General features: G+C 70.2%; 12 protein-coding genes. 3 read left to right on the top strand and 9 right to left on the bottom strand.

The features are described 5' to 3' along the window. Window positions 1–1,362, top strand: a 1,362-nt coding sequence (locus VP06_RS18670; RefSeq protein WP_048465284.1) for an ATP-binding cassette domain-containing protein, incomplete at its 5' end; no start/stop codon positions are given. Window positions 1,363–1,591: 229 nt separating this feature from the next. Then, entirely contained in the window at window positions 1,592–1,840 is a 249-nt protein-coding gene (locus VP06_RS18665; protein WP_048465283.1) for a DUF6894 family protein, read from the top strand. A gap of 417 nt (window positions 1,841–2,257) precedes the next feature. On the opposite strand, the gene VP06_RS33800 is transcribed toward VP06_RS18665, so the two are convergent. From VP06_RS33800 to VP06_RS38190, 9 genes are all read right to left on the bottom strand, one after another. Then, entirely contained in the window at window positions 2,258–4,246 is a 1,989-nt protein-coding gene (locus tag VP06_RS33800; protein ID WP_053081909.1) for a methyl-accepting chemotaxis protein, read from the bottom strand. 295 nt (window positions 4,247–4,541) lie between these two features. Next, window positions 4,542–5,903, bottom strand: a complete 1,362-nt coding sequence (flbD, locus tag VP06_RS18655) for a sigma-54-dependent transcriptional regulator FlbD (protein WP_048465282.1) — start codon at window positions 5,901–5,903, stop codon at window positions 4,542–4,544. A gap of 40 nt (window positions 5,904–5,943) precedes the next feature. After that, a complete protein-coding gene (fliN, locus tag VP06_RS18650; RefSeq protein ID WP_048465281.1) occupies window positions 5,944–6,294 on the bottom strand; it encodes a flagellar motor switch protein FliN in 351 nt (116 codons plus the stop codon). A gap of 165 nt (window positions 6,295–6,459) precedes the next feature. Next, window positions 6,460–7,116, bottom strand: a complete 657-nt coding sequence (locus VP06_RS18645) for a FliH/SctL family protein (protein WP_048465280.1) — start codon at window positions 7,114–7,116, stop codon at window positions 6,460–6,462. A gap of 46 nt (window positions 7,117–7,162) precedes the next feature. After that, window positions 7,163–8,212 carry a flagellar motor switch protein FliG gene (gene fliG, locus VP06_RS18640; protein ID WP_048465279.1) on the bottom strand — a complete coding sequence of 350 codons (1,050 nt, stop codon included), beginning with the start codon at window positions 8,210–8,212 and terminating at the stop codon, window positions 7,163–7,165. Window positions 8,213–8,270: 58 nt separating this feature from the next. Beyond that, a complete protein-coding gene (gene fliF / locus VP06_RS18635) occupies window positions 8,271–9,905 on the bottom strand; it encodes a flagellar basal-body MS-ring/collar protein FliF (protein WP_048465278.1) in 1,635 nt (544 codons plus the stop codon). 297 nt (window positions 9,906–10,202) lie between these two features. Further along, complete coding sequence (gene sciP / locus VP06_RS18630) at window positions 10,203–10,478, bottom strand: CtrA inhibitor SciP (protein WP_048443591.1); 276 nt, start codon at window positions 10,476–10,478, stop codon at window positions 10,203–10,205. Between the two features lie 112 nt (window positions 10,479–10,590). After that, window positions 10,591–11,268 carry a flagellar hook assembly protein FlgD gene (locus VP06_RS18625; protein WP_048465277.1) on the bottom strand — a complete coding sequence of 226 codons (678 nt, stop codon included), beginning with the start codon at window positions 11,266–11,268 and terminating at the stop codon, window positions 10,591–10,593. A gap of 39 nt (window positions 11,269–11,307) precedes the next feature. Further along, on the bottom strand, window positions 11,308–12,714 hold the full coding sequence (locus tag VP06_RS38190; protein WP_053081907.1) for a flagellar hook-length control protein FliK: 1,407 nt from the start codon (window positions 12,712–12,714) through the stop codon (window positions 11,308–11,310). Between the two features lie 263 nt (window positions 12,715–12,977). On the opposite strand from VP06_RS38190, the gene mnmA reads away from it, so the two are divergent. Beyond that, window positions 12,978–14,126: a tRNA 2-thiouridine(34) synthase MnmA gene (gene mnmA / locus VP06_RS18615; protein WP_048465276.1), complete on the top strand. Its 1,149-nt coding sequence runs from the start codon at window positions 12,978–12,980 to the stop codon at window positions 14,124–14,126. The last annotated feature ends 100 nt before the right edge of the window (window positions 14,127–14,226 follow it).

Below are 14,226 nucleotides of genomic sequence, written 5' to 3'. Positions count from 1 at the left end.
GGGCTGATCGGGCCGAACGGCTCGGGCAAGTCCACGGTGATGAAGCTCATCATGGGGCTGGAGCGGCCGAATGCCGGCAGCATCACGCTCGATGGCACCGAGATCGCCGGCTGGCCCTCGCACAAGGTGGCGCGGGCCGGCATCGGCCTCGTCTTCCAGCATTCGCGGCCGCTGCACCGGCAGACGGTGCTGGAGAACATCACGCTGGCGCTCCTGCCCGACAGCCTGATCCGCCTCGTCGCCGATCCAGGCGTCGAGAAGCGCGCCCGAGCCATCGCCGAGCGGGTGGGTCTCGGCGCCGTGATGGACCGCCGCCCCGGCACCCTCCCCTTCGCTGACTTACGCCGGATGGAACTCGCCAAGGCGATCGCCCGCGACCCCAAGGTGGTGCTGGTCGACGAGCCGTTTGCCGGCCTCACCTCCGGCGAGGTGGCGGATTTCTCCGCCCTGATCCGCGGGTTTCGCGACGAGGGCAAGGCGGTGCTCCTGGTCGACCACAACGTGAAGAGCGTGTCGGCTCTCGTCGACCGGGTTTTCGCGATGTATCTCGGCGAGCGCGTCGCCGAGGGCACCGCCGCCGAGGTGATGCGCAACGAGACCGTGCGCCGGGTCTATCTCGGCGGCAGCATCGAGACGGCGGCCCGGCCCGAAGCGACCTTTTCCGGCGCGCCGCTGCTCGCGATCGAGGGGCTCGACGTGCTCTACGGCAAGGCGCAGGCCCTGCGCCAGGTGAGCCTTCACGTGCATGAGGGCGAGTTCGTCTCGGTGGTCGGCCTCAACGGCGCCGGCAAGACGACGCTGTTCAACGCCATCTCGGGCCTCGTCCCGCATTCCGGCACGATCCGCTTCGCGGGGGACTCGCTCGCGACGCGCACGCCCGCGAGCATCGCCCGCGGCGGGATCGTGCAGGTGCCGGAGACCCGCGAGTTGTTCGGCGAAATGAGCGTCCGGGAAAACCTCGACCTTGGCGGCCAGCACCTGCCGAAGGCGGAGAGCGCACGCCAGCTCGACTGGCTGTTCGAGCTGTTTCCGATCCTCAAGAGCCGCGGCGGCCAGATGGCCCGAACCCTGTCGGGCGGCGAGCAGCAGATGCTCACCATTGCCCGCGCCCTGATGATGAAGCCGCGCCTGCTGATCCTCGACGAGCCGACGCTGGGCCTCGCCCCGGTGATCCTGGAGCAGCTCTCGAAGGCGCTGGAGCGCCTGCGCCAGACCACGCCGATCACGGTGCTGCTGGGCGAGCAGAACGTCACCTTCGCGCTGCCCCATGCCGACCGAGTCTACGTGCTGGAACAGGCCCGCATCGTCTGGGAGGGCCCACCCGATCGCTTCGCGGCGGAAGCCGGCAGCGGCTATCTGTGATGCCGAGGGTCGTCGACAACGACCCCTGGTTCCGTTCTCGAATTGTCGCCAAGCCTCCGGCTTGGCGTCGAAAATTCGAGATCGGTCGACGGCCCGATGCGTCAGCATCTTCGGCCGCCGATCTGAGGCGTCGGCAAAAGGATGAATTCCGAAACCCTTGACTCGGGTTAAGGCGGCCGGAGACATCCGGTCGTATTCGGTCAGGACAGCCACCCCAGGAGAGAGCGGCATGTCCTGCTACTACTTCCACTTCCAGGTCGGCAGCCGTCTCATCCGGGACACGCGCGGCGTCGAGCTTGAGCAGCCGCATGAGATCATCACCTGCTCGGCCCATATCGCCGGCTTGCTCAAGCGACGCGCCTGCCGCGAGCCCGAGTGGAAGGAGGCGATCATCCACGTCGAGGACAAGGAGCGCCGCTTCAGCCTGTTCCTGCCGATCGCCCGGTTTGCCGATGCAATTCCGCGATTGCAGGCGTAGGGTGGGTCGGCGACCCGCGGCGCCCGTCTCTCCGCCATGAACGATCTTTGCGTGGCATAATACCAACGGTCGTTGAAAACGACCTTTGGTGCCATTCTCCAATTTTCGTGAAGCCTTTGGCTTAGTATCGAGAATTTGAGATGGTTCATCGGCCCGGTGCGTCAGCATCTTGGGCCGATGGCATAACCTGAGTCAATCGTGCGCCGGATCCCCTCTCCCCTCGATCCCGGGCTTGACCGGGATCGCTGCAAGGAGTGGGAGAGGGGAACGCGCTCGAGCTTGACATGTCGGCACAACAAGGCCGGCGCGAGAGCAATGTCCGACGAAGTGGATACCGGTTCGTCGTAGACAATGCGGCCAAATCAGAGAGCGAGAGAAGCTTCGCGATTGCAGCGCGATCGCGAAGCTTCTCTCGCGTCACGCCGCCTTGATCTCCATCACGAAGCCACCGATCTCGCGCTCCAGAATGGCGGCCTGATGCGCCAGGTCCTGGGCGGCGCGCAGGACCTGGCCGGCGGTGCCGCCGGTGCGGTCGGCGCCCTGCTGCACCGCGTCGATATGGCCGGACACCACCTGCGTGCTGTGGGCGGCATGCTGGACGTTGCGGGCGATCTCGCCGGTGGCGGCGCTCTGGCGCTCCATCGCGGTGGCGACGCCGGTGGCGATGGCGTTCATGTCGCGGATCGTGCCGCCGATCGCCTCGATCGCCCGGACCGCCTGGACGGTCTGGGCCTGGATGCTGCCGATCTGGCCGGCGATCTCGTCGGTCGCCTGCGCCGTGCGGGTGGCGAGGTCCTTCACCTCGGCGGCCACCACCGCGAAGCCGCGGCCGGCCTCGCCGGCCCGGGCCGCCTCGATCGTGGCGTTGAGCGCCAAGAGGTTGGTCCGCCCGGCAATGCTGGTGATGAGCTGGACCACGTCGCCGATCTGCTGCGCGCCGGCGGCGAGGGCCCGGATCGTCGCCTCGGTGCGCGCCGCTTCCGCGTCGGCCCGGCCGGCGATGACCGAGGAATGGGCGACCTGGCGCACGATCTCCTCGATGCTGGCGGACAGCTCGTCCGTGGCGTTGGCGACGCTTCCGACATTGGCCGAGGTCTGGCTCGCCGCCTCGGCGACGCCCGCCGAGAGGCTCGACGATTCGGCGGCCGAGGTCGACAGGTTGCGCGCCGCCCCCTCCATCTCGCTGGCCGCTGCGGTCAAGCTCGCGATCAGCGCCGAGACGTTGCCCTCGAAGCCCTGGGTCAGGGCCTCGAGATGGCGCGCCCGCTCCACCTTGGCGTCGGTGTCCTGCCGCTGGATCGCGTCGCGGTGCTCGGATTCCACCAGCCCGTCGCGGAAGAGCGCCACGGTGCGGGCCATCGCGCCGATCTCGTCGGTCCGGGCGGTATCCGGCACCTCGATCGTCCGCGCCCCGCCGCCGAGCGCCGCCATGGCGCCGGACAGGCGTTGCAGCGGCGCAGTGATCGAGCGGGCGAGCAGCAGCGAGATCACGATTCCGAGGAGCACGATGCCGGCCGCCTTGGCGAGGAAGGAGCGCGTTCCCTCCTGCACGCCGCGGGCGAAGTCCTGCTCCGCGTCGAGCCCGTCGCGGGCCACGACCGCCAGCAGGGATTCGGACGCTTTCATCGACTCGTCGCGGGCGACGCGGGAGAGCTTCAGGTGCCGTCCCCACTCGACCGACAGGGCGGAGGCGCGATCGAGCGCCCCGCGCCAGGCGGTGAGCTTGGCCACGATATCGGCATTCCCCTGCAACTTGCCCTGGCTCGCCGCGGCAAGCTGGCTCGCCGCCGTGATGTACTTGGCCTCGCCGGTCACCTTCAGCTGCGCCGCCTGATCGCGAGCGGCCTGGAACGCCTCGGCGGCGCCGTTCAGCATGCGGGCCTGATCGAGATCGCCGGCCTCGAAGGCGCGGATGCGCCGCTGCGACAGGGAAGCGGCGATCTGGTCACCGGCCTGGTCGATCTCCTGGTTCTGGAGCGCCATCTCCTCGCCCTTGATCCGGGCCATGATGGCGTATTCGTCGCCATAGCTGCGCAGGGCCTTGGCGATGACGGCGCTGGTCGCGAGTTCATCGCTCGACAGGCCGATGGCGGGCCCCCGCTCGATCAGCGTGACGGACTTGTCGAGGAGGTCGCGGGCGGTCTTGAGCACCGCCGGGTCGAAGCGCTGGAGCCAGCGGCTCAGCTCGAAACGCGTCTGCATCATCGCCATGTCGACGGAGCGGACATGCTCGGCCTTGGCGCGGTTCTGCTGGTAATCGGCGAAATCCGCGCTCACCTGCGTCACCAGCATATAGCCCGAGACGGCGACGCCGACGGTCGTCGCCAGCACCACGCCAAAGCCCGCGAAGATGCGCGCCTTGATCGATAGGCGTGCGAGACGCCCGCCCTTGCCCCACATCCGCATCGGTCCCATCGTCCCGCTCAAGGCCCACCTTGGCGGCGAGAGTGGGGCAATTCCGCTAAGGTTCAATTAAAATGAACGCTTTTTCGTCACACCGGCCCGACAGATGAGCGGAGGATCGCGTGATCGGGTCAGGGGACGACAGGCAAGAGAACGTCCCCCGGCGCAGTGGTTGAGTAGGTGCCGGCAGCGCACCTATTATCGAATCGACGCTCCGTCGTCGCAATCCGACATCGCCGAATCGCCAATGGTCGAAGGCGGATTGTGACGTGATGCCCCGATCCGCGACCACGGTGCCTCAGCCATAGGCCGCCAAGGCCCGCGTATGCCCGGGCTCGGCCACCGGGATGCCGGCATCGGTGTATTCGTTGAGCTTGTTGCGCAGGGTGCGGATCGAGATGCCCAAGATCTTGGCAGCGTGGGTGCGGTTGCCGAGGCAGTGGTCGAGGGTGTCGAGGATCAGGTCGCGCTCGACCTCGGCGAGCGAGCGGCCGACGAAGCCGCGGGTCACCGCCTCGGCCGCCTGGACCGCGCGCGCGGCCGGGCTGGCGACCGCGAGCGCGTCGCCCTCCGGCGAGCGGATCGCGTCGGCGTCGATCTCCGGGCCGCTCGCCAGCAGCACTGCCCGGTGCAGGGTGTTTTCCAATTCGCGCACGTTGCCCGGCCAGGGATTCTGGACGACGAGGCGGCGCGCCTCGGCCGAGAGCGGCCGGGCCGGGATGCCGTTGGCCTCGGCGTATTTGCGGGCGAAGTGGCCGGCGAGTTCGAGGATGTCCGACGGGCGGTCGCGCAGGGGCGGCAGGCGCAGGTTCACCACGTTGAGGCGGTAGAGCAGGTCCTCGCGGAACGTGCCCTTGCGCGCCTCCTCGGCGAGGTTGCGGTTTGAGGTGGCGAGCACCCGGATGTCGACCTTCACCGGCTGCGTACCGCCGACCCGGTCGATCACCCGCTCCTGCAACGCCCGCAGCAGCTTGGCCTGGAGGCGGACATCCATCTCGGAGATCTCGTCGAGGAGGAGCGTGCCGCCATTCGCCTCCTCGAACCGCCCGATGCGCCGGGCCACCGCCCCCGTGAAGGCGCCCTTCTCGTGGCCGAACAGCTCGGATTCGAGCAGCGCGTCGGGGATCGCCGCGCAGTTCACGCTGACGAAGGGCTTCTGCGCCCGGTTGGAGCGGGCATGGACGTGGCGCGCCAGCACCTCCTTGCCGGTGCCGCTCTCGCCGGTGATCAGCACCGAGGCGTCGGAGCGCGCCACCTGCTCGGCGAGCTTGACCACCCGCTCCATCGCGGGGTCGCGCCACACGAACGAGCGGGCATCCGCCGTCACCGCCTCCAGCACCGCGGCGATCAGCTCGGGATCGGGCGGCAGCGGGATGTATTCCTTGGCCCCCGCCTGGATCGCCGCCACCGCCGCCTTCGCGTCGGTGCCGGTGCCGCAGGCCACCACCGGGGTGCGGATGCGCTCGTCGGCGAGCGCCGTCACCAGAACCCGGATCGGCAGCGATACGTCGACCATCACGAGGTCGGCGCCCTTGGCCCTGAGCGCGTTCAGCCCCTGCTCGATCCCGTCGGCCTGGGTCACGGCGGCGCCGCGATTCATGGCGATCCGCGAGGCGGTGACGAGTTCGCCGTTGAGGCGTCCGATGATCAAGAGCCGCATGGCGGGCACTCCGTTGGGCGGGTCGGCGGGATGGCGGCGTTCAGCCCTCGGCCTTGACGATCTCGGTCATCGTCACGCCGAGGCGCTCCTCCACCAGCACCACCTCGCCGCGGGCGACGAGACGGTTGTTCACGAAGATGTCGATCGCCTCGCCGACCTTGCGGTCGAGTTCCAGCACCGTGCCGGGGCCGAGTCGCAGGAGATCGCCGATCGGCATCCGCGACGAGCCGAGCACCGCCGAGACCATCACCGGCACGTCGAAGACCTGTTCGAGGTCGGCGGCCGACTTCGCCGCCGCCGGGGCGTCGCGCATCGCGCCGGTCGCCGCCGCGTCGAAGGCGAGGTCCGCTTCGCTGAGCTGCGGCAGGCCAAGATCGTTGTCGGAGGACATCGGGATACCTCGTGGGAGACGATGACGGGAGACCAACGACCTCAGATGCTGACGCATCAGGCCGGTGACCCAATTCGAATTTTCGATACCAAGCCAGAGGCTTGGCGAGGTTTCGAAAACAGGACCAAAGGTCGTTCTGTCGACCGTTGGTATGAGACCAGGGCGTCAGGCGGTCGGCAGGACGGCGAGCAGGGCGGCCTCGATCGCCGCGCGCTCGCGCACCACGCCGCCATCGGCCCATTCGATGCGGGCGTCGCCCGGCGCCATGCCGGGATCGCCGAGAACGATCAGGCGGCCCTCGTAGCCGCGCTCGCGGGCGAGCCGGGCAACCTGCCGCTCGGTCTCCTCGACGAGGGCGTCGTGGACCCGGATCGCCAGATGCGGCACGCCGCGCAGATGCTGGAGCGCGCGGCCCGCCGCCTCCGCGATCGCCGCCACCGGGTGGCTGTCGAGGGCGGCCCCGGCGATCTTGCGCCCGAGCGCCACGGCGAAGTCGAGGGCCTGGGCCTCGCGCTCGGCGTCGCGGGCATCCGCCGCGGCGATCATGCCGGAGGCCGCCGCGGCGACCCGGTTGAGGGCATCGGCCAGGCGCGCCTGCACCTGCGCCTCGGCCTGGGCGCGGCCCTCCTTCAGGCCGCGCGCAAAAGCCTCCGCCTCCGCCGCTTCCCGGGCGGCCTCCCGCGCGGCGGCCTCGGCCCGGAGCCGCGCCTCCTGGGTGGCGGCGGCATCCTCCTGCGGCGACGGGCCGGTCGCCTGCGGCGGCTTGCCGGCCGCGGGATTGCGGAAATCGGTATCGAACAGGAAGCGCCGGATCTGCGCCATCAGGCTTGGTCCCTCGGGGCCGGCTCGATCGTCTCGCGGGGATGCATCAATAGACCAGCTCTTCCTCGGCGCTGTTCTTGGCGATCATGATCTCGCCCTTCTCGGCCAGCTCCTTGGCGAGGTCGGTCATCTTCGATTGGGCCTCGTCGACCTCCTTGAGGCGGATCGGCCCGAGCGATTCCATGTCGTTCTGCATGTTCTTGACCGAGCGGCTCGACATGTTGGCGAAGAAGAACGCCCGGACCGGGTCCGACGCGCCCTTGAGCGCCCGGGCCAGCACGTCGCGGTCGACGCTGCGCATCAGGGTCTGGACGCTGCCGGCATCGAGCTTCATCAGGTCGTCGAAGGTGAACATCAGCTGCCGGATCTTCTTCGCCGAGCCGCGGTTCGACTGGTCGAGGGCGGTGAGGAACCGGATCTCGGTCTGACGGTCGAAGGCGTTGAACACGTCGGCGAGCAGTTCGTGGGCGTCGCGCCGGGTGGTCTGGGCGATGGTCGAGACGAACTCGACCCGCAGAATCTCCTCGATATGGCGCAAGGCCTCCTTCTGCACCGTCTCCATCCTGAGCATCCGGTTCAGGACGTCGATGGCGAAGTCCTCGGGCAGGATGGTCAGGACCTTGGCGGCGTAGTCGGAGCGCACCCGCGACAGGATCACCGCGACCGTCTGCGGGTATTCGTTGCGCAGGAAGGAGGCCAGGATCTCGGGGTCGATCTGGGTCAGGCTGGCCCAGACCCGGCGGGTCGAGGCGCCCTTCACCTCCGCCATGATGACGGAGACCTGCTCGGGCGGGAAGATCTTCAGGAGCAGCGCCTCGGTGCGCTCGAAGCTCGAGGTGATGCCGCCGCTGGCCGAGAGCCGCGACACGAAGTCGATGATCAGCTGCTCCACCGCCTCCGCCTCGAGCGAGCCGAGCTGGACCATGGCGTGCGAGACCTTCTTGATCTCGTCCTCCTCCAGCATCCGCCAGATCGGGGCGCCGTCCTCCTCGCCGAGCAGCAGCAGGAGGGCGGCGGCGCGCTGGGTCCCGGGCATATCGGCGAAGCTCAGGCCCGTCATCGTGGAGCGGGAGACCGGCATCGAAGTCACGGCCATGGCGTCGGCGTCCCTCAGTCGAAACGGAGTTGTCGGGTGTCCGGGGCGGGCCGCAGCCTCACCGCTCGTTGATCCAGTTGCGCAGCACCTCGACCGTCTCGGTCGGGTTCGACTTCACGATGTCGACCACGCGCTCGATCGTCTCGGCCTGGATCTTGCCGTTGATCTTGGCGAACTCGACGACGCGGCGGGCCTGGCTCTCGGGCAGGGCGAGTTCGGCCGGCGCCGCCACACCGCCCTCCACCGCCATCACCAGGCCAGGCTCGGCGGACAGGATCGAGATCGGGGCGACGGTCCGATCCTCGGAGGCGACGACCTTCTGCACCAGCGGGCGCACCACCGTCATCAGCACCACGAGGCCGAGGAGGAAGAGCACCGACATCTCGGCGATGCGCAGCACGTCCTCCTTGGTCGGCTGGAGGAGCGAGGCGAGGAGGCCCTGCTCCTGGAGGTCGGGCACCGCCGGGGTGTCGGCGAAGCGCAGGTTCACCACCTCGACCTGGTCGCCGCGGGCCTTGTCGTAGCCGACCGCGGTGCGAACCAGCGCGGTGATGCGCTCCAGCTCGGGCGCCGGTCGCGGCGCGTAGACCGGCTTGCCGTCCGGACCGGCCGCGTAGGTGCCGTCGATCAGCACCGCCACCGACAGGCGCTTGACCCGGCCGCCCTCGTTCACCTCGGTGCGGGTGACCCGGGAGATCTCGTAGTTCGTCGTCTCCTCGTTCTTGTTCGAGGCTTCGCGCGGGCCCTGGTTCTGCTGAGCCTGGTTGGCGCCGGGCAATTCGTTGCCGACCGTGACGCCGGTCTCGTTGCTCTGCGACTGCGAGTTCTCGTTGCGGGTCTGGGTCGAGCGCACCACCCGGCTCTCGGGATCGAAGGTCTCCGACCGGCTCTCGATCCGGTTGGCGTCGAGTTCGGCCGCCACCTGGACCCGGGCCCGCCCCGCCCCGACGATGCCGGCGACGATCTCCTCGACCTGGTTGCGCAGGCGCCTTTCCAGACCGGTCTGGCGCTCGTCGAGGCCGAGGCCGAGCCGGTCCTCCGCCCCGCGGGCGCCGTCGGCGAGGAGCCGGCCGCGCTCGTCGACAATCGAGATCCGGTCGGGCTTCAGGCCCTCGACCGCCGAGGCGACGAGATGGCGCACCGCCCGGACCTGGCCCGGATCGAGGTCGCCGGACAGCTTCACCACGATCGCGGCGCTCGGCGCCTCACGGTCGCGGGAAAACAGCCGCTTCTCGGGCAGGACCAGATGGACGCGGGCCGCCTGCACCCGGCCGATCGCCCGAATCGAGCGGGCCAGCTCGCCTTCGAGCGCCCGCAGATGGTTGACGTTCTGGACGAAGCTCGTCGACGAGAAGGCGTCGCCCTTGTCGAAGATCTCGTAGCCGACGCCGCCGGCGCTCGGCAGGCCCTTGGCGGCGAGATCCATGCGCAGGCGGGCCAGCTCGCTGCGCGGCGCCAGCACCGTCTGGCCGGCATCGCCCTTGGTCTCGTAGCGGATTCCCTTGGCGTCGAGGTCGCGCACGACCGCGCCGGCATCCTGCACCGACAGGTCAGTGTACAGCACACCCATCTCGGGCCGCGAGACCCGCAGGATGACGAAGGCGAAAAAACCGATGAGTGCGAGAGTCACCGCACCCATCGCGGCGAGCCGCGCGGGCCCCAGCTTCGCCACAAGATCGAGGACCGGCTTCACGACGTCATGCACCCGACAACCGGAGCCACGGCGGCCCCGAGGGCAAAATTTGCCCAGTCGTGGTTATGACTTGGTTAACGCGGCGAAACGGCGTGCATGAACGCCCTCGACGCCGCCGCCCTTCGGGGCAGCGGGCACGGCCGGGTCGTGACGGCATGTGTGGTACGGGGCGGAGCGGACGACGACGCTGTCGCCCGCGATCGCCTCTCCCCGCGTGCGGGGAGAGGAGACAGTCCGAGCCTGTGCAGTGACCGGGCCGGTCCGGCCGATCGGATGATCAGTCCAGGACCGCCAGTTTCACTGTCGGTAATGCTGAATCCGCGTCGTTCGCAGTCCGGCCAAGCCGTGCTGCTCGATCGAATACTGCCAGCTCAGGAATTCCTCGGTGGTCAGCGTATAACGCTGACACGCCTCTTCGAGGCTCAGGAGCCCGCCGCGCACGGCGGCCACCACTTCGGCCTTGCGCCGGATCACCCATCGGCGGGTATCGGTCGGGGGAAGGTCCGCGATCGTCAGCGGACTTCCATCTGGCCCGATGACATACTTCACCCTCGGGCGATGCGGTTCGGTCATGATACGCTCTACACTCGACTGACCTGTCGAGACTGACGCTAGGCATCCGCGCTTAAGATTGCTTGAATCATTTTCCTCGCATGTGATTCGTAATCCACAGCTATCCACCGAATCAGTTGCCGCCGGTGCCACCGATCGCCTCGACGCTGCTGAGGGCCACGGTGCGGTCGCCGATGGTCAGGACCGGCTCGGCACCGGAGACGTCCACGCTGGTGATCGCCCCGGTGATCTTGGTGTCGACGCTGACGCTCGATCCGGTGGCGTCGAGGGCCTGGACCTTGAGGGTGTACTTCCCGTCCGCGGCGAGCTGCCCGGTGGAGGCGCGCCCGTCCCAGGTGAAGCTCTGGCTCCCGGCGGGCAGCGCCTTGGTCTGGGTGGCGACCACGTTGCCCTTGGCATCCGAGATGGTCATCACCGCCTTGGCGGCCGCCCGCGCCGGGTTGAGCGTCCAGGTCGCGCTGCCCTCGGCCAGCGACGCGGTGGCGCCGTCCGCCGTCACGGTCTTGCCGATCAGCCCGGAGGCGGTCGCGGCGGCCGACGCCTTGCTGGCGGTGATCAGGCTGCCGAGCTGGTCGTTGGTCTTCAGCTGCTGCTCGACCGAGGCGAACTGGACCAGTTGCTGGGTGAACTGGTTGGTGTCGAGAGGATCGAGCGGGTTCTGGTTCTGGAGCTGCGTCGTCAGTAGGGTCAGGAACTGGTTGAAGTTCCCGGCGATCGTGCTGGCGTCGCTCGTGGCCTTGGTGCCGGTCGGGTTGGAGAGGCTGGTCAGGCTGCTGATGCCGGCGGTCATCGGGACCTCGCAGGTTCGGTCGTCATCGGGAAGGCGTCGCTAGATTCTGAGGTCGAGGCCGAGGCGCTGCCCGAGGTTGCGCAGCGGCGGCAGGGATCCTTGTGCCTCCTCCGCCGGGGCGCTCGCGCGCTCAAGCCCGGGCGGGCGGGCGGCCTGGTCGCGCTGCGGGTTCTGGCCGCCGCCGTCGCGCAAGGAGAAGCTGAGGCCGGCGCCGCCGGGGTCGAGCCCGGCCTGGGTGAGCGCCTGATGCAGGCTGCCGGCGTCGCGCTGGAGCAGCGCCAGCGTCTCGGGCCGCTCCACCACAAGATGCGCCTTCACGGCGCCGTGCCGGCGGTCGATGTCGAGGCTGACGTCGATGCGGCCGAGTTCGTAGGGGTCGAGGCGGATCTCGAACCGGTTGCTGCCCGCGAGCGCCCGCATCCCGATGGTGATCGGCACCGCGCTCAAGGGGGCCTGGACCGAGACGGTCGGGCGGGACTCGGCCGGCGCCGGCGTCGCGGCATCGGGCCCCTTCGCCTGCCCCGCGGGAGCTGACGGGTCGGGCGCCACGAGGCCATCGGGCGCGGACAGGGGACCGCCCGGCTGCGCTGGATCCTTGCGGCCATCCGCCTTCGACGCCTCGACCATCAGGGCGGCCGCCCGCGCATCGGCGGGCCGCGCCGCGGCCTCGACCGCGGCGCCCGGATCGGCCGGTGCCGTACCGGTTGCGGACGCGGCACCCGGTGCGGGCGCCGTGCCGGCCGCGGGCGCCGCCGGACCCGGGGCGGCGGACGCCGCTGGAATTGGGATGGCGGCGGCGGACGCCGCTGGAACTGGGATGGGGGCGGCGGACGCTGCCGAACCCGGGATGGGCGCCGTGCCGGACGCATCGATGGCGTCCGCGTCCATCTCGTCCCCGGGAGCGGCCTCCGCGGTGCCGTCGTCATCGGCGGCGGTCCCGCGGACCGCTGCGGCCTGCGCCGCGTCCGGCGGCGCGGGAGAGGCCGGGCCGGCCGCAGCCTTCGACGTCGCGGCGACGTTCCTCCTCACCCGGTCGTTCGGTCCCTCCCGCCTGGCCGCGTCCTTGACCGCCTGGTCCTTGGTGGCCTGGTCCTTGGCGGACTGGTCCCTGGCGATCACGTCCTTGCGGCGCGCGGCGGCGCCGGCCGCCGCGTCGGCCCGATCCTGGCGCGATCGGGCCTCGGCGGCGGCCTCGGCCCGCCTCGCGTCGGCCTGCTCTGCCCGGCCCCGCGTGTCGGCCCGCCGCGTCTCGGCGGAACCGGTCTCGGAGGATGCCGGCTCGGACGCGGATCGTCGCAGCGCATCGGCCTCCCGCGGGGACGTGCGGGCCGGCCGGGCGGCCTCCCGGTGATCCAGGCGGAACGGCGCGTGCGCCGCGGCCTTCGCCGGCTGGGCCGGCTCGCGCCCTGCCATCCATCCTCCCTCGCCCGCTCCGCTGATCTGCATCGGCGACCTCCTGGGCCCCCACGGAGCAAGCCGCCTGCCAGTCCGCGGCATGAGGCAAGCCACTGAAAAATCGTGATGATTTTTTGATGATCGTCCGCCTTCCCGGGCCGCGCGGGCGGAATCTGCCGGGCCCCCGGCAAGAATTTCCCTGCGGGTCCATCCTCCTGCCGCCCTGGCAGAATGCCGGTCGGATCGCTATAGACTCCGACAGCGGCGCCGGGGTCGGCCTCCGGGAGCCGCCCCGAGACACCCTCGCAACGGTCATGAACTCGCTCGATCTGCACAAGGCCCCGGAAGAGACCCGCGTCGTCGTGGCGATGTCCGGGGGCGTCGATTCCTCCGTCGTCGCCGCGCTCCTGAAGCGCGAGGGCTACGACGTGGTCGGAATCACGTTGCAGCTCTACGACCACGGCGCGGCCACCCATCGCCGCGGGGCCTGCTGCGCCGGCCAGGACATCCACGATGCCCGCCGCGCCGCGGAGGCGATCGGCATCCCGCATTACGTGCTCGACTACGAGGACCGGTTCCGCGAGGCGGTGATCGACCGGTTCGCCGACAGCTACCTCCAGGGCGAGACGCCGATTCCGTGCGTCGAGTGCAACCGCTCGATCAAGTTCCGCGACCTGCTCGGCACCGCCCAGGATCTCGGCGCCGACGTGCTGGCGACGGGCCACTACGTCGCCAGCCGGGCGCTGCCGGGCGGGGGCCGGGCGCTTCACCGCGCCCTCGATCCGGCCCGCGACCAGAGCTACTTCCTGTACGCCACCACGAGCGAACAGCTCGACCTCCTGCGCTTTCCCCTCGGCGAACGGCCGAAGGACGAGACGCGGGCCCTCGCCAAGGCGTTCGGCCTCGCGGTGGCCGACAAGCCCGACAGCCAGGACATCTGCTTCGTGCCTCAGGGCCGCTACCAGGATGTGATCGCGCGGCTGCGGCCCGACGCGGTGCGCCCGGGCGAGATCGTCCATCTCGACGGACGGCGGCTCGGCCGTCACGACGGCATCATCGGCTTCACGGTCGGCCAGCGCCGCGGCCTCAACGTGGCGGCGGGCGAGCCGCTCTACGTCGTGCGCCTGGAGCCCGGCGAGGCCCGCGTGGTGGTCGGCCCGCGCGACGCCCTCGCCACCTCGGTGATCCGCCTGGCCGATCCGAACTGGCTCGGCGACGTGCCGCTGACGGCGGCCCGCGACCTGACGGTCGCGGTGCGGGTGCGCTCGACCCGCGAGCCCCGTCCCGCCCTCCTCTCCTGGAACCCGGACACGGACTCGGCCGAGATCACGCTGGCGACCCCCGAGGACGGGGTGTCGCCCGGCCAGGCCTGCGTGATCTATGCCGATGACGGGCCCCGTGCGCGGGTGCTCGGCGGCGGCACGATCCGGCGGGTCGCGGCGGATCACCTCGCGGCGGCGTGATTCGGCCCCGGCGACGGGCTTTCCCGGAGATGTCCGCTGGACATCGTATCACATACCCGCGCCTCGACGGCGCGCGGGACGACGGAACTCGGAGACGATA

The sequence above is a fragment of the Methylobacterium aquaticum genome (genome assembly GCF_001043915.1).
In the GTDB taxonomy this organism is placed as follows: domain Bacteria; phylum Pseudomonadota; class Alphaproteobacteria; order Rhizobiales; family Beijerinckiaceae; genus Methylobacterium; species Methylobacterium aquaticum.
Note: the sequence above shows the minus strand (reverse complement) of the source record. Positions and strands in the feature narration are given on the sequence as shown.

What these genes read in the sequence shown, in the direction of transcription:
- VP06_RS18665 (WP_048465283.1), top strand. Translation starts at nt 1,592, where the DNA reads ATGTCCTGCTACTACTTCCACTTCCAGGTCGGCAGCCGTCTCATCCGG.
- VP06_RS33800 (WP_053081909.1), bottom strand. Translation starts at nt 4,246, where the DNA reads ATGCGGATGTGGGGCAAGGGCGGGCGTCTCGCACGCCTATCGATCAAG.
- flbD (WP_048465282.1), bottom strand. Translation starts at nt 5,903, where the DNA reads ATGCGGCTCTTGATCATCGGACGCCTCAACGGCGAACTCGTCACCGCC.
- fliN (WP_048465281.1), bottom strand. Translation starts at nt 6,294, where the DNA reads ATGTCCTCCGACAACGATCTTGGCCTGCCGCAGCTCAGCGAAGCGGAC.
- VP06_RS18645 (WP_048465280.1), bottom strand. Translation starts at nt 7,116, where the DNA reads ATGGCGCAGATCCGGCGCTTCCTGTTCGATACCGATTTCCGCAATCCC.
- fliG (WP_048465279.1), bottom strand. Translation starts at nt 8,212, where the DNA reads ATGGCCGTGACTTCGATGCCGGTCTCCCGCTCCACGATGACGGGCCTG.
- sciP (WP_048443591.1), bottom strand. Translation starts at nt 10,478, where the DNA reads ATGACCGAACCGCATCGCCCGAGGGTGAAGTATGTCATCGGGCCAGAT.
- VP06_RS18625 (WP_048465277.1), bottom strand. Translation starts at nt 11,268, where the DNA reads ATGACCGCCGGCATCAGCAGCCTGACCAGCCTCTCCAACCCGACCGGC.
- VP06_RS38190 (WP_053081907.1), bottom strand. Translation starts at nt 12,714, where the DNA reads ATGCAGATCAGCGGAGCGGGCGAGGGAGGATGGATGGCAGGGCGCGAG.
- mnmA (WP_048465276.1), top strand. Translation starts at nt 12,978, where the DNA reads ATGAACTCGCTCGATCTGCACAAGGCCCCGGAAGAGACCCGCGTCGTC.